This window comes from Azospirillum lipoferum, assembly GCF_024170005.1.
Taxonomy (GTDB): Bacteria; Pseudomonadota; Alphaproteobacteria; order Azospirillales; family Azospirillaceae; genus Azospirillum; species Azospirillum lipoferum.
The window spans coordinates 113,980-133,038 of record NZ_JALJXJ010000012.1 but is presented as its reverse complement, the minus strand read 5'-3'; the positions used below and the strand labels follow the sequence as shown (position 1 = coordinate 133,038).

The 19,059-nt window shown below is 67.9% G+C and carries 21 protein-coding genes; 6 read left to right on the top strand and 15 right to left on the bottom strand.

The window, feature by feature from the left end:
- Positions 1 to 142 precede the first annotated feature (142 nt).
- The 6 genes from J2848_RS25500 to J2848_RS25475 are packed head-to-tail and all read left to right on the top strand — an operon-like array spanning position 143 to position 5,693.
- On the top strand, positions 143 to 1,159 hold the full coding sequence (locus tag J2848_RS25500; protein WP_149235156.1) for a beta-ribofuranosylaminobenzene 5'-phosphate synthase family protein: 1,017 nt from the start codon (positions 143 to 145) through the stop codon (positions 1,157 to 1,159).
- A gap of 29 nt (positions 1,160 to 1,188) precedes the next feature.
- A complete protein-coding gene (locus J2848_RS25495) occupies positions 1,189 to 2,094 on the top strand; it encodes an NAD(P)-dependent methylenetetrahydromethanopterin dehydrogenase (RefSeq protein ID WP_149235157.1) in 906 nt (301 codons plus the stop codon).
- Positions 2,091 to 3,083, top strand: coding sequence for a methenyltetrahydromethanopterin cyclohydrolase (gene mch / locus J2848_RS25490; protein ID WP_246194434.1), 993 nt, complete (start codon positions 2,091 to 2,093; stop codon positions 3,081 to 3,083). Before J2848_RS25495 ends, mch begins: the two co-directional genes overlap by 4 nt.
- Entirely contained in the window at positions 3,080 to 3,934 is an 855-nt protein-coding gene (locus J2848_RS25485; RefSeq protein WP_149235158.1) for a triphosphoribosyl-dephospho-CoA synthase, read from the top strand. Before mch ends, J2848_RS25485 begins: the two co-directional genes overlap by 4 nt.
- On the top strand, positions 3,931 to 4,857 hold the full coding sequence (locus J2848_RS25480) for a quinoprotein relay system zinc metallohydrolase 2 (protein ID WP_246194436.1): 927 nt from the start codon (positions 3,931 to 3,933) through the stop codon (positions 4,855 to 4,857). Before J2848_RS25485 ends, J2848_RS25480 begins: the two co-directional genes overlap by 4 nt.
- An 11-nt stretch (positions 4,858 to 4,868) precedes the next feature.
- Positions 4,869 to 5,693 (top strand): quinoprotein dehydrogenase-associated SoxYZ-like carrier, encoded by an 825-nt coding sequence (locus J2848_RS25475; RefSeq protein ID WP_149235159.1) that lies wholly within the window; start codon positions 4,869 to 4,871, stop codon positions 5,691 to 5,693.
- A 12-nt stretch (positions 5,694 to 5,705) separates the two neighbouring features.
- On the opposite strand, the gene J2848_RS25470 is transcribed toward J2848_RS25475, so the two are convergent.
- The 15 genes from J2848_RS25470 to J2848_RS25400 form a co-directional block, all read right to left on the bottom strand.
- A complete protein-coding gene (locus tag J2848_RS25470) occupies positions 5,706 to 6,065 on the bottom strand; it encodes a hypothetical protein (protein WP_149235160.1) in 360 nt (119 codons plus the stop codon).
- Between the two features lie 168 nt (positions 6,066 to 6,233).
- Positions 6,234 to 6,428: a hypothetical protein gene (locus tag J2848_RS25465; RefSeq protein WP_149235161.1), complete on the bottom strand. Its 195-nt coding sequence runs from the start codon at positions 6,426 to 6,428 to the stop codon at positions 6,234 to 6,236.
- 195 nt (positions 6,429 to 6,623) lie between these two features.
- Entirely contained in the window at positions 6,624 to 7,097 is a 474-nt protein-coding gene (locus tag J2848_RS25460; RefSeq protein ID WP_149235162.1) for a hypothetical protein, read from the bottom strand.
- A gap of 30 nt (positions 7,098 to 7,127) precedes the next feature.
- Positions 7,128 to 7,460, bottom strand: coding sequence for a cytochrome C oxidase subunit IV family protein (locus J2848_RS25455; protein ID WP_149235163.1), 333 nt, complete (start codon positions 7,458 to 7,460; stop codon positions 7,128 to 7,130).
- A complete protein-coding gene (locus J2848_RS25450; RefSeq protein ID WP_149235164.1) occupies positions 7,457 to 8,065 on the bottom strand; it encodes a cytochrome c oxidase subunit 3 in 609 nt (202 codons plus the stop codon). The genes J2848_RS25455 and J2848_RS25450 overlap by 4 nt, the downstream gene beginning before the upstream one ends.
- Positions 8,066 to 8,117: 52 nt before the next feature.
- A complete protein-coding gene (locus J2848_RS25445) occupies positions 8,118 to 9,761 on the bottom strand; it encodes a cytochrome c oxidase subunit I (protein WP_149235165.1) in 1,644 nt (547 codons plus the stop codon).
- A complete protein-coding gene (gene coxB, locus J2848_RS25440) occupies positions 9,758 to 10,717 on the bottom strand; it encodes a cytochrome c oxidase subunit II (protein ID WP_149235166.1) in 960 nt (319 codons plus the stop codon). The genes J2848_RS25445 and coxB overlap by 4 nt, the downstream gene beginning before the upstream one ends.
- 8 nt (positions 10,718 to 10,725) lie before the next feature.
- Complete coding sequence (locus tag J2848_RS25435) at positions 10,726 to 11,532, bottom strand: SCO family protein (protein ID WP_149235167.1); 807 nt, start codon at positions 11,530 to 11,532, stop codon at positions 10,726 to 10,728.
- Complete coding sequence (locus tag J2848_RS25430) at positions 11,532 to 11,891, bottom strand: hypothetical protein (RefSeq protein WP_149235168.1); 360 nt, start codon at positions 11,889 to 11,891, stop codon at positions 11,532 to 11,534. Before J2848_RS25430 ends, J2848_RS25435 begins: the two co-directional genes overlap by 1 nt.
- Positions 11,884 to 12,954, bottom strand: a complete 1,071-nt coding sequence (locus J2848_RS25425; protein ID WP_149235169.1) for a hypothetical protein — start codon at positions 12,952 to 12,954, stop codon at positions 11,884 to 11,886. Before J2848_RS25425 ends, J2848_RS25430 begins: the two co-directional genes overlap by 8 nt.
- Positions 12,951 to 13,469, bottom strand: coding sequence for a c-type cytochrome (locus tag J2848_RS25420; protein WP_149235170.1), 519 nt, complete (start codon positions 13,467 to 13,469; stop codon positions 12,951 to 12,953). Before J2848_RS25420 ends, J2848_RS25425 begins: the two co-directional genes overlap by 4 nt.
- On the bottom strand, positions 13,466 to 14,017 hold the full coding sequence (locus tag J2848_RS25415; protein ID WP_149235171.1) for a DUF3341 domain-containing protein: 552 nt from the start codon (positions 14,015 to 14,017) through the stop codon (positions 13,466 to 13,468). The genes J2848_RS25420 and J2848_RS25415 overlap by 4 nt, the downstream gene beginning before the upstream one ends.
- Positions 14,014 to 15,387 (bottom strand): NrfD/PsrC family molybdoenzyme membrane anchor subunit, encoded by a 1,374-nt coding sequence (gene nrfD / locus J2848_RS25410; RefSeq protein ID WP_149235172.1) that lies wholly within the window; start codon positions 15,385 to 15,387, stop codon positions 14,014 to 14,016. The genes J2848_RS25415 and nrfD overlap by 4 nt, the downstream gene beginning before the upstream one ends.
- A 4-nt stretch (positions 15,388 to 15,391) precedes the next feature.
- The gene (locus J2848_RS25405; protein WP_149235173.1) at positions 15,392 to 18,361 is read right to left on the bottom strand and encodes a TAT-variant-translocated molybdopterin oxidoreductase; all 2,970 of its coding nucleotides are present in this window, start codon (positions 18,359 to 18,361) and stop codon (positions 15,392 to 15,394) included.
- Positions 18,358 to 19,011, bottom strand: a complete 654-nt coding sequence (locus J2848_RS25400; RefSeq protein ID WP_149235174.1) for a cytochrome c3 family protein — start codon at positions 19,009 to 19,011, stop codon at positions 18,358 to 18,360. Before J2848_RS25400 ends, J2848_RS25405 begins: the two co-directional genes overlap by 4 nt.
- Between the last annotated feature and the right edge of the window lie 48 nt (positions 19,012 to 19,059).

The following is a 19,059-nucleotide window of genomic DNA, read 5'->3' as shown; positions in this document are numbered from 1 at the left end:
GAGCGATCGCTTCATGCCCGGCTTCCTCCCTGAATTCTTTACTACCCCGTTTGGGCTACCGCGCACGGGTACTCGTTCGCGCTACGGACAATTTTGTTTACGACGCTAACATTGTGCGGTGACCCGCGCAAAGGGAATGCAGATGAGCCACCAGCGCAATCGGATAGGGGAGGTGTGGGTCCGTGCGCCCGCGCGCCTGCATGCCGGCTTCGTCGATCTGAATGGTGGATTGGGGCGCCGTTTCGGCAGCCTCGGCATCGCCATCGACCGGCCGACCATCGCCCTGCGCGCACGCGCCGCCGACAGTCTGACCGTCAGCGGTCCGTCGGCCGACCGCATTCGTCGCAGCATCGAACGTCTCGGCCGCGAGGCGGGTCTGCCCGATGCCGTCGCCGTGACGGTGGAGGAGGCGATCCCGCCCCATGTCGGCTTGGGCTCGGGCACGCAGACGGACCTTGCCGTTGCCGCCGCGCTGGTCTGCCTGGAGGGGCGCGGCACCGCCGCCCGCGACCTTGCCCGCGCGCTGGAACGGGGTGCCCGGTCCGGCATCGGGCTGGCTGCCTTCGAGCAGGGTGGAGTGCTGCTGGACGGCGGCCGGGGCGAACTGGATGCTGCACCGCCGCTGATCGCGCGGGCTCCTTTCCCTGAGGACTGGCGCATCCTGCTGCTGCTTCATCGCGGCGGCCATGGGCTGCACGGCGTGCCGGAGGCCGAGGCTTTCCGCCGGCTGCCGCCCTTTCCGTCCGATGCCGCGGCGCATCTCTGCCGGCTGATGCTGATGGTCGCCCTGCCGGCGCTGGCCGAAGGCGACGTGGACCGTTTCGGACAGGCCATCGGCGAGTTGCAGCGCACGGTCGGCGACCATTTCGCTCCAGCCCAGGGGGGGCGCTTCACCAGCCCCCTGGTGGCCGACGCGCTGGCTTGGCTGGAGGCGGAAGGCATTGCCGGTGTCGGGCAGAGCAGCTGGGGGCCGACCGGCTTTGCCATCGTCGGCGACGCGACGCAGGCGGAGTGGCTGGCCGGCGAGATGCGCACCCGCTGGGCCGGCTCGCCGCTGGAGGTGATGGTGTGCCGTGGGCGGAATACCGGTGCGACCGTGCGGAATCTGTCGGCCGAGACCGAGTTCGTCCCTGCCGTCCGGCGGGTGGCTGGCGAGTGATGCGGGAGAATGATTGGAAGGAGGCAGGCATGGGCGCCCCTTACGTGCTGCACATGATCACGCCGCTGGCGAATGTCAGCCCATTCGACGTCAACATGGCGGTGGATGCCGGCATCGATACGGTGGTTCCCTACACCGGCATCGAGACCGCGCAGGTCGAGGCGCTGACCCAGGACGCCATGTTCTCCCGCGACCCAAAAAACGCGGCACGCACAGGCCTGTTCATCGGCGGGCGGGACGCGGCGACGGCGCTGGACATGCTGGAGGTGGCGCGCAAGGCGATGTTCCCACCTTTCCAGATCTCGGTCTTTGCCGATCCGTCGGGCGCCTTCACCACCGCTGCCGCCATGGTCGCGGTGGTGGAGCGAGCCCTGCGGCGGTCGGGGCAGGACGGCTTGGCCGGCCTGGATGTCCAGGTCTATGGAGCCACTGGTGTCGTCGGCGGCATCGCCGGGCTGATCGCGGCCCAGGCCGGTGGTTCGGTCACCCTGGTCAGCCACCGCGGCGTGTCGGCCGTGCAGGGCAAGGCGGAGGAGTTCGGCCGGCGCTATGGCGTCACGCTGTCCTGCGCCGACACCTCGGCCGGCGGCAAGGCGGCGCTAATGGAGCGGGCGGAGGTCGTGCTGGCCTGCGGCAAGGCCGGAGTCACCGTATTGACCGCCGACGATCTGCGCGCGGCCAGACGCCTGCGCGTCGCCGCCGACATCAACGCCGTGCCGCCGGCCGGGGTGGAGGGCGTCGGCGTAAAGGATGACGGCGCTCCCTTGTCCGCTCAGCCGAATGCTGTCGGCATTGGCGCGCTCGCCATCGGCAACGTCAAGTTCAAGGTCCAGCACCATCTGCTGGAGCGGATGCAGACCGGCGGCACCGCCGTCGCCTTCGATTTCCAGGATGCGATGGACGCGGCGCGGACCATTGTCGGGAAGGCCCAATGATGACACAGCGCGCGATGACCGGGCGCCCAAGCCTGTCAGCCCTGTCCGGTCCGCTCGCCACCACCCTGGTTGCCGATGCGGTGCAATTGCGGCTCGGCATCGACCGGGTGGCCGGCGCCACCATCGTCGATGGCGGAATCGCCCATCCCGGCGGTCTGGAGGCCGGACGCCGCATCGCCGAGCTGTGCATGGGCGGGCTTGGCCGGGTGACGCTCCAGGCCGACACCCGGTCGGATCGTTGGCCCTTCCAGGTGGCGGTTCACAGCACCGATCCGGTGCTCGCCTGCCTGGGCAGCCAATATGCCGGCTGGAGCCTGTCGCATAAGGAGGAGGGCGGATCCTTCTTCGCGCTCGGCTCCGGTCCCGGACGCGCGCTCGCCCGCAAGGAGCCCCTGTTCGAGGAACTCGGCTATGCCGACAGCGGCGACCATGCCGTGCTGGTGCTGGAAAGCGGCACCGTCCCGCCGGCGCCGCTGGTCGAGCGGATCGCCGCCGATTGCAGGATCGCGGCGGAGCGGCTGACGCTGGTTCTGACGCCGACGGCCAGCCTCGCCGGCACGGTGCAGATCGTCGCCCGCGTGCTGGAGGTTGCGTTGCACAAGGTGCATGCGCTGGGCTTCCCGCTGGACCATGTCGCCGACGGCATCGGTGTCGCTCCCTTGCCGCCACCCGGCAAGGGCTTCGTCGAGGCGATGGGGCGGGCCAACGACGCCATCCTGTTCGGCGGCACCGTCCAGCTGTTCGTCACCGGCCCCGACGATGCCGCCTCCGATCTGGCGCGCCGCCTGCCCAGCACGGAATCCCGCGATTATGGCCGCCCCTTCGCCGAGGTGTTCGCGGCGGTGAACAAGGATTTCTACGCCATTGACCCGTTGCTGTTCGCGCCGGCCCGTGTGGTGGTGACGGCGCTCGACAGCGGCCGCAGCTTCCATGGCGGGCATCTTGCGTCGGACATGCTCGACCGCTCCTTTGCAGGGACGGGGGGATGAGTGCCGCCGTCGCGGAGCTGTTCATGGCGGTCTGCCGGGCGGAGGTGATGGCCCTGAAACCCGGCAACGTCCATGTGCACGCCGCCGGCCACGGCATGACAGTGGAGGATTTCCTGCGGTCGGCGGAGGCCGCGGCACCGGAGATCGCCCGATCCGGCACCCCGGTCGGCGAACGCATCCTGCGGGCGGTGCGGGCGACACGGTCGGTGGTGGACTGCAACACCAACCTGGGCATCCTGCTGCTGTGCGCGCCGCTAGCCCGCGCTGCCGAGCTGCCGGCGGCACGTCCCCTGCGCGACAGGCTGTCCACCGTGCTGGCGGCGCTGACGGTGGAGGATGCCGAGGCTGCTTTTGAGGCGATCCGCCTCGCATCGCCCGGCGGTCTGGGACGTGCTGCGGAGCATGACGTCGCCGGCCCGGCGACGGTCGACCTGCGCGTGGTCATGACGGCGGCCCGGTCGCGCGATCGTATCGCCGCCCAGTATGCCGATGGCTACCGCGACGTCTTCGACATCGGCGTCGCCCGTGTCCGCTCGATGGCCGACAGTGATGCCGTCACCATGGCCGAGGCCGTATATCTGGACTTCCTGACGGCCTTTCCCGACAGCCACATCCTGCGCAAGCATGGCGAGGAGGTCGCCGCGTCCGTGCTGGCCGAAGCTCGCGAGGTGCGCGGGCGGGTCGCCGCAGCATCCTCGGCGGTTCTCCGGCGCGAACATCTGTTCGTCTTCGATGCGCGCCTGAAATGGCAGGGCATCAACCCCGGCACCTCCGCCGACCTGACCGTCGCCAGCCTCTTCGCCCATTGGCTGGAGGGCCGGCAGGCGGGCCGTAAGGGAACACAGGCATGACCGCCATCTTCGGCCTCAAGGTCGGCGGCACGATGCTGTGGCTCCTCGCGGCAGCCCTGCCCGCGTCGGCGGAGCCGCTGCCGATGACGGAGGTGGCTCCCGGCGTCTTCGTCCATCAGGGTGTCATCGCCGAGCCGGCGCCGGACAACCACGGCGACACCGCCAACATGGGCTTCATCGTCGGCGACAGCGTCGTCGCGGTCATCGACACCGGCGGTACGCCGGACCTGGGGCGGCGCCTGCGCGACGCCATCACGGCGCGGACCGACAGGAAGCCGGTCATCGTCATCAACACCCATATGCACCCCGACCACATCTTCGGCAACGCCGCCTTCGCCGACGTGCCGGTCGCCGGCCATGCCAATCTCCGCGACGCGCTGGCCGCCCGCCAGGAGGTCTATCGTCAGCGCCTGACCGAGGAATTGGGGGCCGAGGCTGCGGCCGGCATCGCTCCGGTGCGGGTCGACCGGCCGGTGGGCGAAGAGTTGCGGGTTGACCTGGGCAACCGCATCCTGGTGCTGACCGCCTATCCGACCGCGCACACCAACAACGACCTGACCGTCTTCGACCGCAAGACGGGGACGCTGTTCGCCGGCGACCTGCTGTTCGTTGACCATCTTCCGGCGGTGGACGGCAATGCGCTGGGGTGGCTGCGGGTGATCGACCGGCTGGAGCGGGTGCCGGCGGTGCGTGCCGTTCCCGGCCATGGCCCCGCATCCGTGGCTTGGCCGGGCGCGCTGGACGCCGAACGGCGCTATCTGACGACGCTGGTGGAGGGGGTGCGGCGGGTGCTGAAGGCGGGTGGCGGCATCCAGGATGCCGTCGCCCAAGTGGCGGAGGACGAGCGGGGGCGCTGGCTGTTGTTCGATGCATATAACCCGCGCAACGTCACGGCGACCTTCGCCGAACTCGAATGGGAATAGGAGCGGGAGCGATGACGCGATATCCGCTGATGGGGCCGCTGATCGGCCTTCTGATCGTCCTGTCCATGCCCGGTCTTGCCGCGGCCGATGCGGCGGAGGACGCGGCGCGCTGGGACCTGCTGCACGACATGTATTTCAAGGACCGCCCGGTGGAGGAGGCCGGCATCCGCATCCGCATCGACGCCCCGGCCCGCGCCCATGACGCGGCCCTGGTGCCGGTGCGGATCGAGGTGGAGCCGTCGCTTCGCCTGAAGACGTTGTCGTTGCTGGTCGACAAGAATCCGGTGCCGCTGGCCGCCACCTTCCGCTTCGGTCCGGCCAGCGCCGGCAGCGGCGTCGAAACCCGCGTCCGCGTCAACGAATACACCAACATCCGTGCAGTGGGGGAGACGCAGGACGGCCGGTTGCTGATGACTGCCGCCTATGTCAAGGCGGCCGGTGGCTGTTCCGCCCCCGCCGTCAAGGACCCGCAGGAGGCGATGGCGCGCCTAGGCCGTATCAAGGTGAAGCTTCCGGATACGCTGCCGCCCGGCAGCCCGGCCATCGCGCAGGTCATGATCAGCCACCCCAACAGCAGCGGCCTACAGTTCGATCAGGTCAGCCGGACCTACATCCCCGCTCATTATATCCAGTCGATCATCATCCGTGCCGGCGGCGGGACGGTACTGGAGGCGGACACCGACATCTCCATCGCCGAGGATCCGAACCTGCGCTTCAGCTTCCTGCCTACCGAAGGCGGCAGCCTGGAGGTGGTCGCCCAAGACACCAAAGGCGCCACTTTCGCCAAAAGCGTTTCGTTGGCCCCCGGTGCCGGAAAAGACGACCCGGCGCTGTAGCCACCGGGCCGGTCAGAAGCATTTCCGGTCGGCGGCGACCTGGGCCTGGCGGAAGCGGTCCATCAGGTCCTTGGCCCAGCCGGAACTGCGGAAGATCCCGGCGCGTTCTCCCGGCTGGTCGGCCATCACCTTCACCGTCTCGATGGCGGTGTAGTCGTCATAGGTGATGCGGTCGGCGATGGCGTCGATGCTGCACGCGCATTTCTCCATGACGATGTGTGACTGCCCGTTCGACGCCATGCAGGCGATCACGTAATCGGCCCGTGCCGCCGTCGGATAATCGTTCACCGGGCCGGCGGCGGCCGGAGCCACAGACGACAAAGCCGCCGACAGCAGGGCCGCCGTGAGAATGAGCACGATGCGAACAGGCATGGCCGGACCCTTTCCATCCTTCCCATGGGGGTGTGCCCAGGGATCATCAATGATTGTCTCTTATAACAATCACGGACGCGGATGGAACTGGATCGCTCAAAAGAGGTAGATCTCTTTATGGGGGAGATGTGCGGGTGCCGGCAGGCCCTGCGAACCAGACCTTGTTGCTCAGACTTGGCGCGGTTCGCACTTCCAGCGGCGGACCGTGTATTTCGGGTGCTGTTCCGCCCATTCCGCGGCCCGGAACAGGCCGGTGCGCGAACAGGCCATCACATTGACGAACGGCTCCTGGAACTGCGGGCGTTCGACGGTGCAGCGGTCGGGACTGGAAACAAGGCAAACCACGAAGATCAACTCGATCATGACAACTCCAGCCGTCATGGAGTGGGGGAGCGACCTCGGTTGGGCGCCTCGATGCGGCGGCGGCCGTCCAGGTTCATGAGCGGGGGTTATGCTGCACTGCACACAAAATATGTGCTGGAGTCAAGCATGGTTTATGGAAAGCCAATTTTGCCTTAACACCGGACCCCGGGTGAACATCCCGATATGATTGGCCGCCTATCCCTGAATTGCCTTCGCCAGGAACCGGTCGACCATCAGCGCGACCGCCTCGCTGTCGAGATCGTCCAGCCGGCAGGTCCGCACGTCGGTCGTCTTCACCGGTGTCAGGAAATTTTCCGAAACGGAGGTGGTGCCGTCCTCCCCGACATGGATGGTCATATACGCGTGCGGCGCATCCTCGGCACTGTCGACGGAAGTGAAATGGACGATGGCACGCGGCATCTCGTGGACCAGGCCGATGTCCTCCTGGAACCACACGGTGCCGACATCGCGGACGATCGGCTGCCGGGACTCAATGATCGGCCGGATGATGCGGTCGTGCAGGTCGCGGATGTCCATCAGCACCGCGCTCTTGCCACGATCGCGGGGGCCTTCGCCGAAATGCTCGATTGTGCTGCGCCGGGCGGCGTCCAGCATATGCCGGGTGCGGACCACGGCATCGACCAGCCGGCTGGTGGCGTCCGAATGCATCGCGTCTGCCTCCTCGTTCGAACAGGCGGCTCAGCGGCCGCCCGACTGGTATTCCCGACCGGTCGGCGCCGGCAGGTCGCCGGCGGGCTCAACCTTGCGGGTCAGATAGTCCGTCGCCGACAGGGCGAACAGCACCGCCAGCCAGAACAGCCCGGCCGCCGCCGCGGCACGGGTCAGGGCCGGGGCGCGGAACAGCTTCATGAACAGCGCCAGCACCAGCAGCGCCTTCGCCACAGAGATGCCCAGCGCCAGCACGATGTTCAGCGGACCGGGCATCGGCACATAGGCCAGCCCCAGCGTCGCCGCCAGCAGCGCCACCAGGGCCGCCCAGGTGATCAGGCAGGTGCGGGGAAGTCCCATCATGGCCCGCTCCGTCCAGCCAGATAGATCAGCGGGTAGAGGAAGATCCACACGATGTCGACGAAGTGCCAGTACAGCCCCGTCACCTCCACCGGCGTGAAGTAGCCCGCCGAAAAGGCGCCGCGTCGCGCCCGCACCGCCATCACCGCGATCAGGACGATGCCGATGGTGACATGGATGCCGTGGATGCCCGTCAGCAGGAAATAGAGGAAATAGAACAGCTCGATCGTCCGGGCATGCGGGCCGTTTTCCTGGAAATTCAGTCCCGGCACCAGATGCTCGGCCCATTCCCCATGATACTCGTAACCCTTCAGCCCCAGGAACAGCAGTCCGAGCAGCGCCGTGACCGCCAGCAGCCGGGTCAGCGCCGTCCGCCGACCATGCTCCGCCGCATGGACCGCCCAGGCCATGGTGAGGCTGCTGGTCAGCAGCACCAGCGTGTTGACCGACCCGATGACGACCTTCGTGTGGCGCCCGGCCTCCGCCACCCCGTCCGGATGGCTGGCGCGCAACCACGCATAGGCCAGCAGCATCCCGCCGAAGAACAGCACCTCCGTCGCCAGGAACACCCACATGCCGAAGCTGGCGGCCTCCGCCTGCTGGTCCATCGTGGCGTATTGTGGTTCGGGCCGAGGGACGGGCTGTGGGTGTGGGGTGGCGTCAGACATCCTGCGGCTCCGGTTCCGGCCGGTACTGGTAGGGCGGGCGGGTGACGGTCGGTGTCCGGTCGAAATTGTGGGTGGGGGGAGGGGAGGGGGTTTTCCATTCCAGTCCCGTCGCCGCCCACGGGTTGGATCCTGCCCGCTTGCCACGGAACAGCGACCAGCCGAGATAGAAGAAGGGCAGGACATAGCCGACCGCCAGCACCGACGCCCCGGCCGACGAGAAGATGTTCCAGGCCTGGAACTCCGGCGGGTAGGCGTAGTACCGCCGCTCCATCCCCAGATAGCCCAGGATGAACTGCGGGAAGAAGGTCAGGTTGAAGCCGAAGAAGATCAGCAGGGCGGCGATGCGTGCCCACCATTCGGGATAGAGCCGCCCGGTCACCTTCGGCCACCAGTAATGCAGCCCGCCGAAATAGGCGCTGACCATGCCGCCGACCATGATGTAGTGGAAATGCGCCACGACGAAATAGGTGTCGGTGACATGGACGTCGAAGGCGAGGTTGGCGACGAACAGCCCGGTCAGCCCGCCGATGGTGAACAGCCCGATGAAGCCCAGGGCGTACAGCATCGGCGCATCGAAGCTGATCCAGCCCTTGTGCAGCGTGGCGGTCCAGTTGAACACCTTGATCGCCGACGGCACCGCGATGACGTAGCTGAGCAGCGAGAAGACCAGCCCGGCATAGAGCGAGATGCCGGCGACGAACATGTGATGTGCCCACACGAAGAAGCCGATGACCGAGATGGCGATGCTGGACCACACCACGAACTTGTAGCCGAACAGCGGTTTGCGGGCGAAGCAGGGTACGATCTCGCTGATCACGCCGAAGCCCGGCAGGATCATGATGTAGACTGCGGGGTGGGAGTAGAACCAGAACAGATGCTGGAACAGCAGCGGGTCACCGCCTAGCGCCGGGTCGAAGATGCCGACCCGCAGCAGCCGTTCCACCGCCACCAGCAACAGCGTGATCGCCAGCACCGGTGTGGCCAGCACCATGATGACGGAGGTGGCGTAGTTCGACCAGACGAACACCGGCAGCCGGTACCACGTCATCCCCGGCGCCCGTAGGCGGTGGGTGGTGACGATGAAATTCAGCCCGGTCAGGATCGAGGAGAAGCCCACGGCGAATACGGCGGCCAGCGCCAGCACGACATAGCCGTTGGAATAGAGCGAGGAGAACGGCGTGTAGAAGGTCCAGCCGGTGTCGACCCCGCCGATCAGGATGGCGAACAGCGCCAGGAACCCGGCCCCCATATACAGATACCAGCTGAGCAGGTTCAGCCGGGGAAAGGCCAGATCCTTGGCGCCGATCATCAGCGGGATCAGGAAATTGCCCATGGTGTTGGGGATCGACGGAATCAGGAAGAACCAGACCATCACGATGCCGTGCAGCGTGAACAGCCGGTTGTAGATGTCCGGTGTGAAGATGCCGGCCGGCGTCACCAGATTCAGCCGGATCAGCGTCGCCGCCGCCCCGCCGACGAAGAAGAAGACGGTGAGCGACAGGGTGTAGAGGATGGCGATCCGCTTGTGATCCCGGGTCAGCAGCCAGGAGCGCAGCGTGGTCCCTTCCTCCGTCAGGTAGTTCTTCGTCGCGACGACGGGTTCCTCCGGTTTGCCGGTCACGGTCGCGGTCGTCATGGGGCAGGCCTTTCCGCGCTGTCGGCCGTCTTGTCGGCCAGCGATTTGATGTAGGCGACCAGCTTCAGCAGATCGTCCTCGCCGATCTGCCCGGCAAAGGAGGGCATGACCGGCGGATAGCCGGCGGCGATCTCCGCCTTCGGCATCAGGATCGAATCGCGGATATAGCGATCGTCGGCGATCACCGTGCGTCCGTCTTCCAGCGGCACCGGACGGCCGAACAATCCCTCCAGCCTTGGCGCGCGGACGGTGCCGGCCCCGCCATGGCAGCCGCTGCAGCCGTAGCTGCGGAACAGCGCCTCCCCCTCCTGCGCCAGGCTGGGGCCGGGGTCCTGGCTGTCCAGCCAGCGCTGGAAATCGGACGGTTCCATCACCACGATGGTGCCGCCCATCCGCGAATGCCAGGTGCCACAGAACTCCGCACAGAACAGGCGGTATTCGCCGACCTCCGTCGGCATGAACCACAGCGTTTCATAGCGACCGGGGACGGCGTCCTGGCGGATGCGGAAGGCGGGGATGGCGAAGTCGTGGATCACGTCCTGCGAGGTCAGCACCAGTCGCACCGGCCGCCCGACGGGGACATGCAGCGTGTCGATCTCGCGCTGGCCACCGGGATGTTCGATCTTCCACATCCACTGCTTGCCGACGACATAGATGTCGGTGGCCTCACCGGGCGGACTGTGGATGCGGACATAGAGGTCCGCCCCCCAGAAATAGAGCACGAGGAAGGCGGCGAAGGTCAGGCCGGTCCACGCCACTTCCACCCTCCAGGTGCGGCCCAGCCGGTTGCCGCGCTCCACCTTGCTGCCTTTGCGGTAGCGGACGCAGAACAGGATCATCAGCCCGAAGACCAGCAGCAGGATGAAGGCGCTGACCCCCAGCAGGGCCGCGAACAGCCAGTCCATGTCGGCGGCATGGGATGAGGCGGTGGGGGGGAGGAGTTGCAGGCTACCCATCGCCGTCCTCATCCCTTTCTTGGCCGGCGCGCAGTCCGCCAGACCAGCAGCCCAAGCGCCAGCACCGACAGGACACCGGTTGCTTGGATCAGCCGGCCGACCTCGGCATTGTAACGGCCCTGCTTGGCGTCATAGCCGTAGCAGAGCAGCAGCAGATGGTCGGCGACCGATCCGACCGCGCCCCTGGAGGCGTCGACCAGCCCCAGCCGCAGGTCGGTGGGGTCGTAGCCCACCCCCAGGATGTAGCGGGAAACCGTTCCTCCCGGCGACACCAGCACCACGCTCGCCGGATGGGCATACTGTCCGGTCGCCTCATCCAGCTGGTAGCGGAAGCCGGCCGCGCTGGCGAGGCGCCGCACCTCCCGCCCCCGATCGGACGGATCGCCGACCAGGGCGTGAATGGCACCGGCCAGTGTGGGATCGCGTTCGAAATGCCGGGCCTTCAGCGCCGCGGCGTCGGCCGGGCTGTCGCCCGGATCAATGCTGACCGCCATCACCGCGTAATCCTTGCCCGGCGCCAGCGGCGTCTGAGCGAGCGCCGCAGCCAGATCGCCCAGCACCACCCCGCACAGCGTCGTGCAGCGGTAATAGTCGAAGACCAGGACCAGCGGCCTGCCGCCGTCGAAGAGGGACGCAGTGGTGACCGCATGTCCGGCGTCATCGCGCAGCCGAACGTCGCGTGGCAACTGCGCCCCCGGATGCTGCTCGAAGGCTAACTGCGTGAATTGTCCCGGCAGCAGGGCTGTGGGGGACGCCTGCACGGAGGCGGTACCTAACAGCAGAAAGAACAGGGTGGGCATTGTGAGCCGTGTCATCACTGCCCCTCCCGCCTTGCGCCGGCCGGCCAGTCGGCGATTCCGCGTTCGGCGACACGGTGCATGGCTTCGTCGATCGGGATGTGGGCGATGCCATGCTCGCGGTCGGCCCAGCCATAGCCGGTCAGCCGCTCCATCGCTTCCGCCTTGTAACGCTTCAGGTCGGCGGCCGGATCTGTTTGCAGGCGCGGCTCCGGCATCGGCGTCGTCAGCGCATGGTTCTGGTCCTTGGCCGCATCGGGGAAGATCAGCAGCAGCGAGACCACGACGATCCCGATCAGCCCCGCCGCCAGACCGCCCAGCAGGGGGAACAACCAGGGCGGTGTGTCCCGCGTCTCGAACCGCGTAGCCTCATCCATGGCGGATCCCCTCTGCCAGCAGGCCGGCGGCTGGGGTGGCCTGTCCGACGTGGGCGGCGTGCCGCCACAGGAACACCGCCATGCAGCCTCCGCCCATCGCCAGCGCGGCGGCGGGGGCGAACCAGGTGAAGCCACCCGCCAGCCCGGGCAGGATCAGCCACCAGCATTCCAGCAGATGCGCCGCGAGCAGCAGCAGGCAGACGGCGGCCAATCCGCCCCGGCTGCGCTTCACCGGCCACCAGATCAATGCTGCGAAGGGAAGCGCTCCTTGTGCCAGCGCGCCCAGCGCCGCCACCCAGCCCCAGCCGTCTGAGAAGCGCGGGATGTACCATGTGATCTCGCTCGGCAGGTTCTCCTGCCAGACGATCAGGAACTGCATGATGGACAGGTAGAACCACAGCAGGATGGCGGCGGTCAGGAGGCTGCCCAGGTCGTGACGCTGCTCCGCATCCGTCCGTCCGCTCAGCACGGCGGCCAGTGTTGCAAGCGCCAGCGCACCCAGAAGCTGCCCGCCGACGATCATCATCCCGTAGATGCTGGAGCCCCACTCCGGCTCGATCGACATGAACCAGTCGAAGGACGCGAAGGTGACGGTCAGCCCCAGCAGGATCAGCTCCAGCGCCGCCAGCGGATTGCGCCCCCGCTCCGGCCGCAGCAGCACCGCCAGGGCCATCCCCAGCCAGACCAGGACATAGACCGCAGCCCGCGCGTAGAAGAAGGGGGCGTTCAGATAGAACCGGTTCTTCAGATGCGCGGCATCGGCCGCCTGCGCCCAGGGATACAGCTCCGGCAGCAGGACCAGCACCGGTACCAGCAGCAGGAGCATCAGCGGCAGCATGGCGACCATCGCCCGTAGGGGCGGCACCGCGGCGGCTCCCCATCGCCCGCCGGTCAGGTCATGGGCGAACAGCAGCATCATCGCGCCCAGCGGCAGCCCGATCCAGAAGGCGAAGGAGGCCAGCCAGCCGCGCAGCACCGCCTGCGGGTCCACCAGCGCCCCGGCCGCGCAGACCACGGCCCCGGCCAGCGCCGCGCCGATGGCGGCGAGGAGCGGGCGGCTCATCGCAGCGTCCCCCGCACTGCCTCAGGCAATTCGGTCGCCGCGGTATTCTGGCTGGCCTGAAGCGCGCGGATATAAGCGGCGATGGCCCAGCGGTCGTCGGAGGTGACGCGGTCGGCATAGGAGTACATCGCCCCCCAGCCGTTGGTGGCGACCTCGTAGAAATGCCGGGTGGGAGTGTTCCGCAATGCTTCGCTGTGGAAGGAGGGCGGTCGCGGGAAACCGCGCCGGACGATCATGCCGTCGCCATCGCCGAGATAGCCGTGGCAAGGCGTGCAGTAGATCTCGTAACGCTCCTTGCCACGCGCCAGCAAGGTCGGCGTCAGCGCCGGTGCCGGTTGTGGCCGGTCTTCGCGCGCCACGGTGTTGGGTGCCGGCTGCGGCGGCCAGACCTTACGGTCCGGGCCGACACTGGCGGGCGTCCAGGTCTTGTCGCGCGGCTGCTTCGCCATGTTGTCGCAGGCCGCCAGCAGAGATACCCCACACAGCAGACTCGCGAGAATGGACAGCCGGATCATGCCGGCACCTCGTCGATCCGCACCCCTTCGCCATTGGGAAGCAGCCGTTGCAGAAGTTCGCCGTCTTCGCGGCCCTCCCGTTCGGCGATCCAGATCAGGAAACGGTCCTGCGACGCCTGTTCAAAGCCGGCTGCATCGAAGATCGGGTCATAGAGGCGCGGCAGCCGGCAGAACTTGCAGAAGGCGAGGAATCCCGCCAGCAGGATGGTCAGTGCGGCGAGTTCGAAGGTGCTGGTGGCGAAGGCCGGCCAACTGTTCAGCGGCCGTCCGCCGATGTTCAGCGGATAGCTCACCACCATGCCCCAATATTGCAGGAAGAATCCACCGACGGCCCCCAGCACACCCGCCGCCACGACGATCAGCGGCAGTGCCCGTGCCTTGCGGCCAAGCAGCTCGTCCACCCCCTCCACCGCATAGGGGCTATAAACCTCCAGCCGCGAAAACCCCGCCTGCCGCAGGCGGCGCAGGGACTCCAGCATCGCATCCGGACTGTCGAAGGCGGCCAGCCGGCCGCGGAGGCTGTGGCCGGTGCCGCGCCGCACGGTCATCGTCCGCCCTCCGCCTTTTTCTTGTGGAGGAGTTCGCGCAGCTCGAACATCGACACCATCGGGATGAAGCGCAGCGCCAGGAAGAAGCCGGTCAGGAACAGCCCCACCGACCCGGCCAGCGTCGCCCAGTCCCAGACCGTCGGCACGAAGACGAACCAGCTCGATTCCGAGTGGTTCCGGTGCAGGCTGCCGACGACGATGACGTAGCGTTCGATCCACATGCCGACTACCACGCCCAGCGCCACCAGGAACAGCAGCGGCCGGTTCAGTCGTAGCACCCGTACCCACAGGATCTGCGGCAAGACGCCGTTCAGGACGATCTTCGCCCAGTACCAGGGGGCGTAATATCCGGTGAGCAGCGAGGTCACCACGGTGATTTCGCGCTGCTCCCCCCGGTAGAAGGGCATGAACACTTCGATCAGGTAGCAGTAGGACAGCAGCAGGCTGGCGGTCAGCATCAGCCGCGCCAGCACGTCGATGTGGCGCAGCGTGATGACGCCGGTCAGCTCCAGCGCCCGGCGCAGCGGAATGACCAGCATCAGCACCACGGCGAAGCCCGACAGTGCCGCGCCGAAGACGAAATAGGGCGGGAACTGCGTTTCGTGCCAGCCCGGCGTCAGGCCGCCGGCGAAATCCAGCCCGACGATGCTGTGGATCGAACAGACCAGCGGCGCCATCAATGCTGCGAACAGCCCGTACAGCATCCTGAACTGGCACCAGTGCTGCGACGACCCCTGCCAGCCCAGCGCCAGCAGCCCGTACAGCACCCGCTGCCAGCGCCGCCGCGCCCGGTCGCGCAGGGTGGCGAGATCGGGGAGCAGCCCGACATACCAGAACAGCAAGGATCCGGCGACATAGACCAGGATGGCGACGAAATCCCAGTGCAACGGGCTGCGGAACTGCGGCCACAGCGCCATGGTGTTGGGATAGGGGAACAGCCAGTAGAAATACCACCAGCGCCCGAGATGGATGACCGGCATGATCCCGGCGCAGGCGACGCAGAACACCGTCATGGTCTCGGCGATGCGGCTGGTGGCGCTGCGCCAGTCCGACCGGGTCAGGAAGAACAGGGCGGAGATCAGCGTCCCGCCGCTCGCCATGCCAACCCACCAGACATAGTTGGCGATGGCGAAGCCCCAGGCGATCGGCCAGTCGATGCCCCAGATGCCGACGCCGCGGATGAACAGCCAGCCGACCGCTACCAGAAACAGCCCGAACAGTCCGAACGACAAGCCGAAGCCGACCCACCACCACAGGGGCGTGCGGCGTTCCAGCACGAGGTCGCTGACATGGGCCGTCACCGATCGGGCCGTCACCCCCGGTTCCACCACCCGTTTCCGGTCCCGTTCGGTCCCTGGCGATGCGCTCACCGGCTTACACCTCCTGAAGCTCGGGATTGGGGTTGCGCAGCCGCGCCTCGTAGGTCGTACGGGGCCGGGTGTTCAACTCGGTCAGGACGCCATAGTCCAGCGGGCTCGCCTTGCGGCGGCTGACCGCGCTGTCGGGATCGTTCAGGTCGCCGAAGACGATGGCCTCCGCCGGGCAGGCCTGCTGGCAGGCGGTCTTCACCTCGCCGTCGCGGATCGGCCGGTTCTCGCGGTCGGCGGCGATCCGGGCGTTGCGGATGCGCTGGATGCAGTAGGTGCATTTCTCCATGACGCCGCGCGCCCGGACGGAGACGTCGGGGTTCCAGGACATCGACAGCCGGTTGTCGTCGCCGGAATAGTTGAAGTAGTTGAAACGCCGGACCTTGTACGGACAGTTGTTGGAGCAGAAGCGGGTGCCGACGCAGCGATTGTAGACCATCACGTTCAGCCCGTCGGCGTCATGCATGGTGGCGGCGACCGGGCAGACCACCTCGCAGGGCGCGTTCTCGCAATGCATGCAGGTCATCGGCTGGAAAAGGGTCTGCTCCGGGGCCGCCGCCCCGCCCTCGTACCAGGTGTCGATACGGATCCAGTGCATCTGGCGGTTCCGCAGCACCTCCTCCTTGCCGACCACCGCGATGTTGTTCTCGCCCTGGCAGGCGGCGGTGCAGGCGTTGCAACCGATGCAGGCATTCAGGTTGATCGCCATGCCCCAGGCGTTTCGCGGATAATCGTAATCCGGATAGAGAGATTGCTGCGGTTCCTTGCGCTTGGCGAAGCCAGGATTTTGGTGGAACTCGTCCAGCGTGGCGTGGCGGACCACATCGGGGGAGTCGATCATCTGGTGGTGCTGGGTAGCGGCCAAGCGGTGGCTTTCCCCGGTCTTGCGCAGTTCCACTCCCGGCTGTTGCCACAGATTGCCCGAGGTCCGCAGCTGGAAGGCGTCGAATCCGACATCGCGTCCGACCCGCCCAACGATCCGGCGCCCGAAGCCGAAGGGCAGGGTGACGCAGTCCGGGGCATGGCCGGGGAGCAGCCAGACCGGCGCCCGCAGCCGGCCGCTGGCGGTGTGCACCTCCACCACATCCTCGTTCTTGAGGTCCAGCCGCTGCGCGGTCGCCGGTGCGATCAGCAGGGCGTTGTCCCAGGTCAGGGTGGTGAAGGGCCGGGGCAGTTCCTGCAACCAACCGAGATTGGCGTAGCGCCCGTCGCGCAGCCACGGGTCCGGCCGGAACAGCGCGGTCAGCGTACCGTTGGGCTGTGTTGCAGCCGGGGGCAGGCGATCCGCCAAGCCGGGCAACAGCGAAACGGAAACCGGTGCGGCGGCGCTGTCCGGCACCACGCCCATGCGCAGGGTGTCCGCCCACAACTCCGCCGCATCGCCCTTGCCCTGGAGGCGCTCCATCCAGCTCTGCCGGACGATGGAGTAACCGTCGGGCCGCGTCTCCCCGTCGAGGACCGCCAGCAGTTCCTGCGGCGACCAGCCGCCCCACAGCGGCTGGACCTGCGGCTGCTGGATGGTGACGGTGCCATCGAAGGCCCGCGCATCGCCCCAGCGTTCCAGCTCATGCGCCTCCGGCACATGCCAGGTGCAGAGCACGGCGGTCTCGTCCGGCGCGGTGCCGAGATGGACGGACAGCGGCACCTTCCCCAGCGCTGCGGCGAAATCGAGATCGGCGGGAGCGGTGAAGACCGGGTTGGCGCCCAGGATCAGCAGCGTGTCGACCCGTCCCGCCGCCATGTCGGCGACCAGCCCCTTGATTGACTGGGCATGGTCGACCGGATCGGCCTCCACCGGCTCGATGTGGCTGACCGTCTGTCCGGGTGCGCCAAGCGCATCGTTGATGGCGTGGACCAGCGCATGGACGGCGGGCGGCTGGGCCGGGCCGGCATGGACCAGCGCCGCACCGCGATTGGCGGACAGGTCGCGGGCGATGGCACCCAGCCAGCCGGGAGCACCCTGCCGCCACTCCGCCGGCCCGGCGCCAAGCTCGGCGGCCAGCGCGCGCACCACCGCCTCCACCTCGTCGGGCCGGACAGCGAAGCGGTGGTCGGCGCGGGCGCCGGCAAGGGTGGGCGAGCTTTCCACCGCATAGAGGCGGCTCATCTCCTCCGGCCGTCCGTCCTCTGCCGCACGGCGGCGGCGGGCGAAGTCGCGGGCGTAGCGCAGATGCCCAGGCGCGCTGTCGAGGAAATCGCTCTCCACCGTCAGGATCATCTTGGCGTGGTCGAGATGCAGCACGGTGTCGACCGGCCGCCCGAAAGCCAGCACCGAACCGGCCCGCACCGTGTCGCGCCCGTCGGCTTCCCAACGGTGCCACTGCATCGCCGGAAAGTGCTGCTTCAGCGCGGCGATCTGCCGGGCCAGAGTGGGGGAGGTGACGGTCCCGGTCAGCAGCCGCAGCCCGTCGCCACCGCGCGCGGCCAGGGCGGGCAGGCGGTCGACCAGCGCCTTGACCATCCCGTTGGTGCTCGACGCCCGGCCGGCGTGCAGCACGGTGCGCGAGCGGTCGGGGTCGTAGAGGTCGAGGATGCTGGCCTGGATGATCGGGTCGAGCGCGCCCAGGCTGGCGGGATGGTCGGGATTGCCCTCCAGCTGCACCGGGCGTCCCATCTGGTGGATCGCCAGCACGCCGTCGGCATAGCCGCCGCGGGTGACGGCGGTGGCGAAATGGCGGGCGACGCCGGGGACCAGTCCGGACGGCATGGTGACATAGGGAATGGCTTTGTCCACCTCCTCTCCCGGACCGCAGCCCGACAACCCGGCCAGTGCGAAGGAGGCGCCCATCAGTTCCAGCAGCCGGCGGCGGCCGACACGCGCGTCTGCGAGGTCCGGCATGCCGGGAAACTCGGCGCGCAGTATCTCCAGCACGGCCGGCTCGCGCGACAGTTCATCCAGGCTGCGCCACAGCGCCCGGCCGCTCTGGCCGGCCAATCCGCCCTGGATCCGCCACCCCAACTCCTCCGGCCCCGTCATCGGTGACACACCGAGCAGTCGGACAGGGTTCCGGGATGGATGTGATAGCTGGCCATCAGTTGTTCGCCGGAGGGCGTCGTCGCGGTCCGTTTCCAGCCGGTGTCGAAGACCGCCTCTTTCGGGCGCAGGTTCGGGGCGGGATCGCGATGACAGTCCAGGCACCAGCTCATCCGCAGGCTCGCTCCCTTCCAGGTCAGGGGCATGCTGTCCACCGGCCCATGGCAGGTGGTGCAGCCGACGCCCTTGGCGACATGGATGCTGTGATTGAAGAAGACATAGTCGGGCAGCGTGTTGACCCGGTTCCAGCGGATCGGCGTTCCGGTGGCGAGGCTCTGGCGCACCGGGGCCAGCAACTCCGCATTGGTCCAGATCTGCGAATGGCAGGTCATGCAGGTGTGGGTCGGTGGCAGGCCGGCATTGGCCGACACCTCCACCGACGTGTGGCAATAGCGGCAGTCCAGCCCCAGCCCGCCGACATGGTGTTCGTGGCTGAAGGGAACCGGCTGCGGCTGTGCGACGCCGACCCGGGTCGCGTAGGTGGTGTTGGGAAAGAACCACGCGCCGCCGGCCAGCGTGATCAGTCCCGCCAGCAGCGTGTAGAGCACCAGTTTGGTCAGAATGTTGGCGATGGGGCTGAAAACACCCGGCACGGCTCTGGATCCCCGTCGCGCCGCCGGGGCGGCCGTTTGGTGGGGTCG

Bases quoted from the DNA above. Each gene is read 5' to 3' on its own strand.
- J2848_RS25500 (WP_149235156.1), top strand. From the start codon at position 143: ATGAGCCACCAGCGCAATCGGATAGGGGAGGTGTGGGTCCGTGCGCCC.
- J2848_RS25495 (WP_149235157.1), top strand. From the start codon at position 1,189: ATGGGCGCCCCTTACGTGCTGCACATGATCACGCCGCTGGCGAATGTC.
- mch (WP_246194434.1), top strand. From the start codon at position 2,091: ATGATGACACAGCGCGCGATGACCGGGCGCCCAAGCCTGTCAGCCCTG.
- J2848_RS25485 (WP_149235158.1), top strand. From the start codon at position 3,080: ATGAGTGCCGCCGTCGCGGAGCTGTTCATGGCGGTCTGCCGGGCGGAG.
- J2848_RS25480 (WP_246194436.1), top strand. From the start codon at position 3,931: ATGACCGCCATCTTCGGCCTCAAGGTCGGCGGCACGATGCTGTGGCTC.
- J2848_RS25475 (WP_149235159.1), top strand. From the start codon at position 4,869: ATGACGCGATATCCGCTGATGGGGCCGCTGATCGGCCTTCTGATCGTC.
- J2848_RS25470 (WP_149235160.1), bottom strand. From the start codon at position 6,065: ATGCCTGTTCGCATCGTGCTCATTCTCACGGCGGCCCTGCTGTCGGCG.
- J2848_RS25465 (WP_149235161.1), bottom strand. From the start codon at position 6,428: ATGATCGAGTTGATCTTCGTGGTTTGCCTTGTTTCCAGTCCCGACCGC.
- J2848_RS25460 (WP_149235162.1), bottom strand. From the start codon at position 7,097: ATGCATTCGGACGCCACCAGCCGGCTGGTCGATGCCGTGGTCCGCACC.
- J2848_RS25455 (WP_149235163.1), bottom strand. From the start codon at position 7,460: ATGATGGGACTTCCCCGCACCTGCCTGATCACCTGGGCGGCCCTGGTG.
- J2848_RS25450 (WP_149235164.1), bottom strand. From the start codon at position 8,065: ATGGACCAGCAGGCGGAGGCCGCCAGCTTCGGCATGTGGGTGTTCCTG.
- J2848_RS25445 (WP_149235165.1), bottom strand. From the start codon at position 9,761: ATGACGACCGCGACCGTGACCGGCAAACCGGAGGAACCCGTCGTCGCG.
- coxB (WP_149235166.1), bottom strand. From the start codon at position 10,717: ATGGGTAGCCTGCAACTCCTCCCCCCCACCGCCTCATCCCATGCCGCC.
- J2848_RS25435 (WP_149235167.1), bottom strand. From the start codon at position 11,532: ATGACACGGCTCACAATGCCCACCCTGTTCTTTCTGCTGTTAGGTACC.
- J2848_RS25430 (WP_149235168.1), bottom strand. From the start codon at position 11,891: ATGGATGAGGCTACGCGGTTCGAGACGCGGGACACACCGCCCTGGTTG.
- J2848_RS25425 (WP_149235169.1), bottom strand. From the start codon at position 12,954: ATGAGCCGCCCGCTCCTCGCCGCCATCGGCGCGGCGCTGGCCGGGGCC.
- J2848_RS25420 (WP_149235170.1), bottom strand. From the start codon at position 13,469: ATGATCCGGCTGTCCATTCTCGCGAGTCTGCTGTGTGGGGTATCTCTG.
- J2848_RS25415 (WP_149235171.1), bottom strand. From the start codon at position 14,017: ATGACCGTGCGGCGCGGCACCGGCCACAGCCTCCGCGGCCGGCTGGCC.
- J2848_RS25405 (WP_149235173.1), bottom strand. From the start codon at position 18,361: ATGACGGGGCCGGAGGAGTTGGGGTGGCGGATCCAGGGCGGATTGGCC.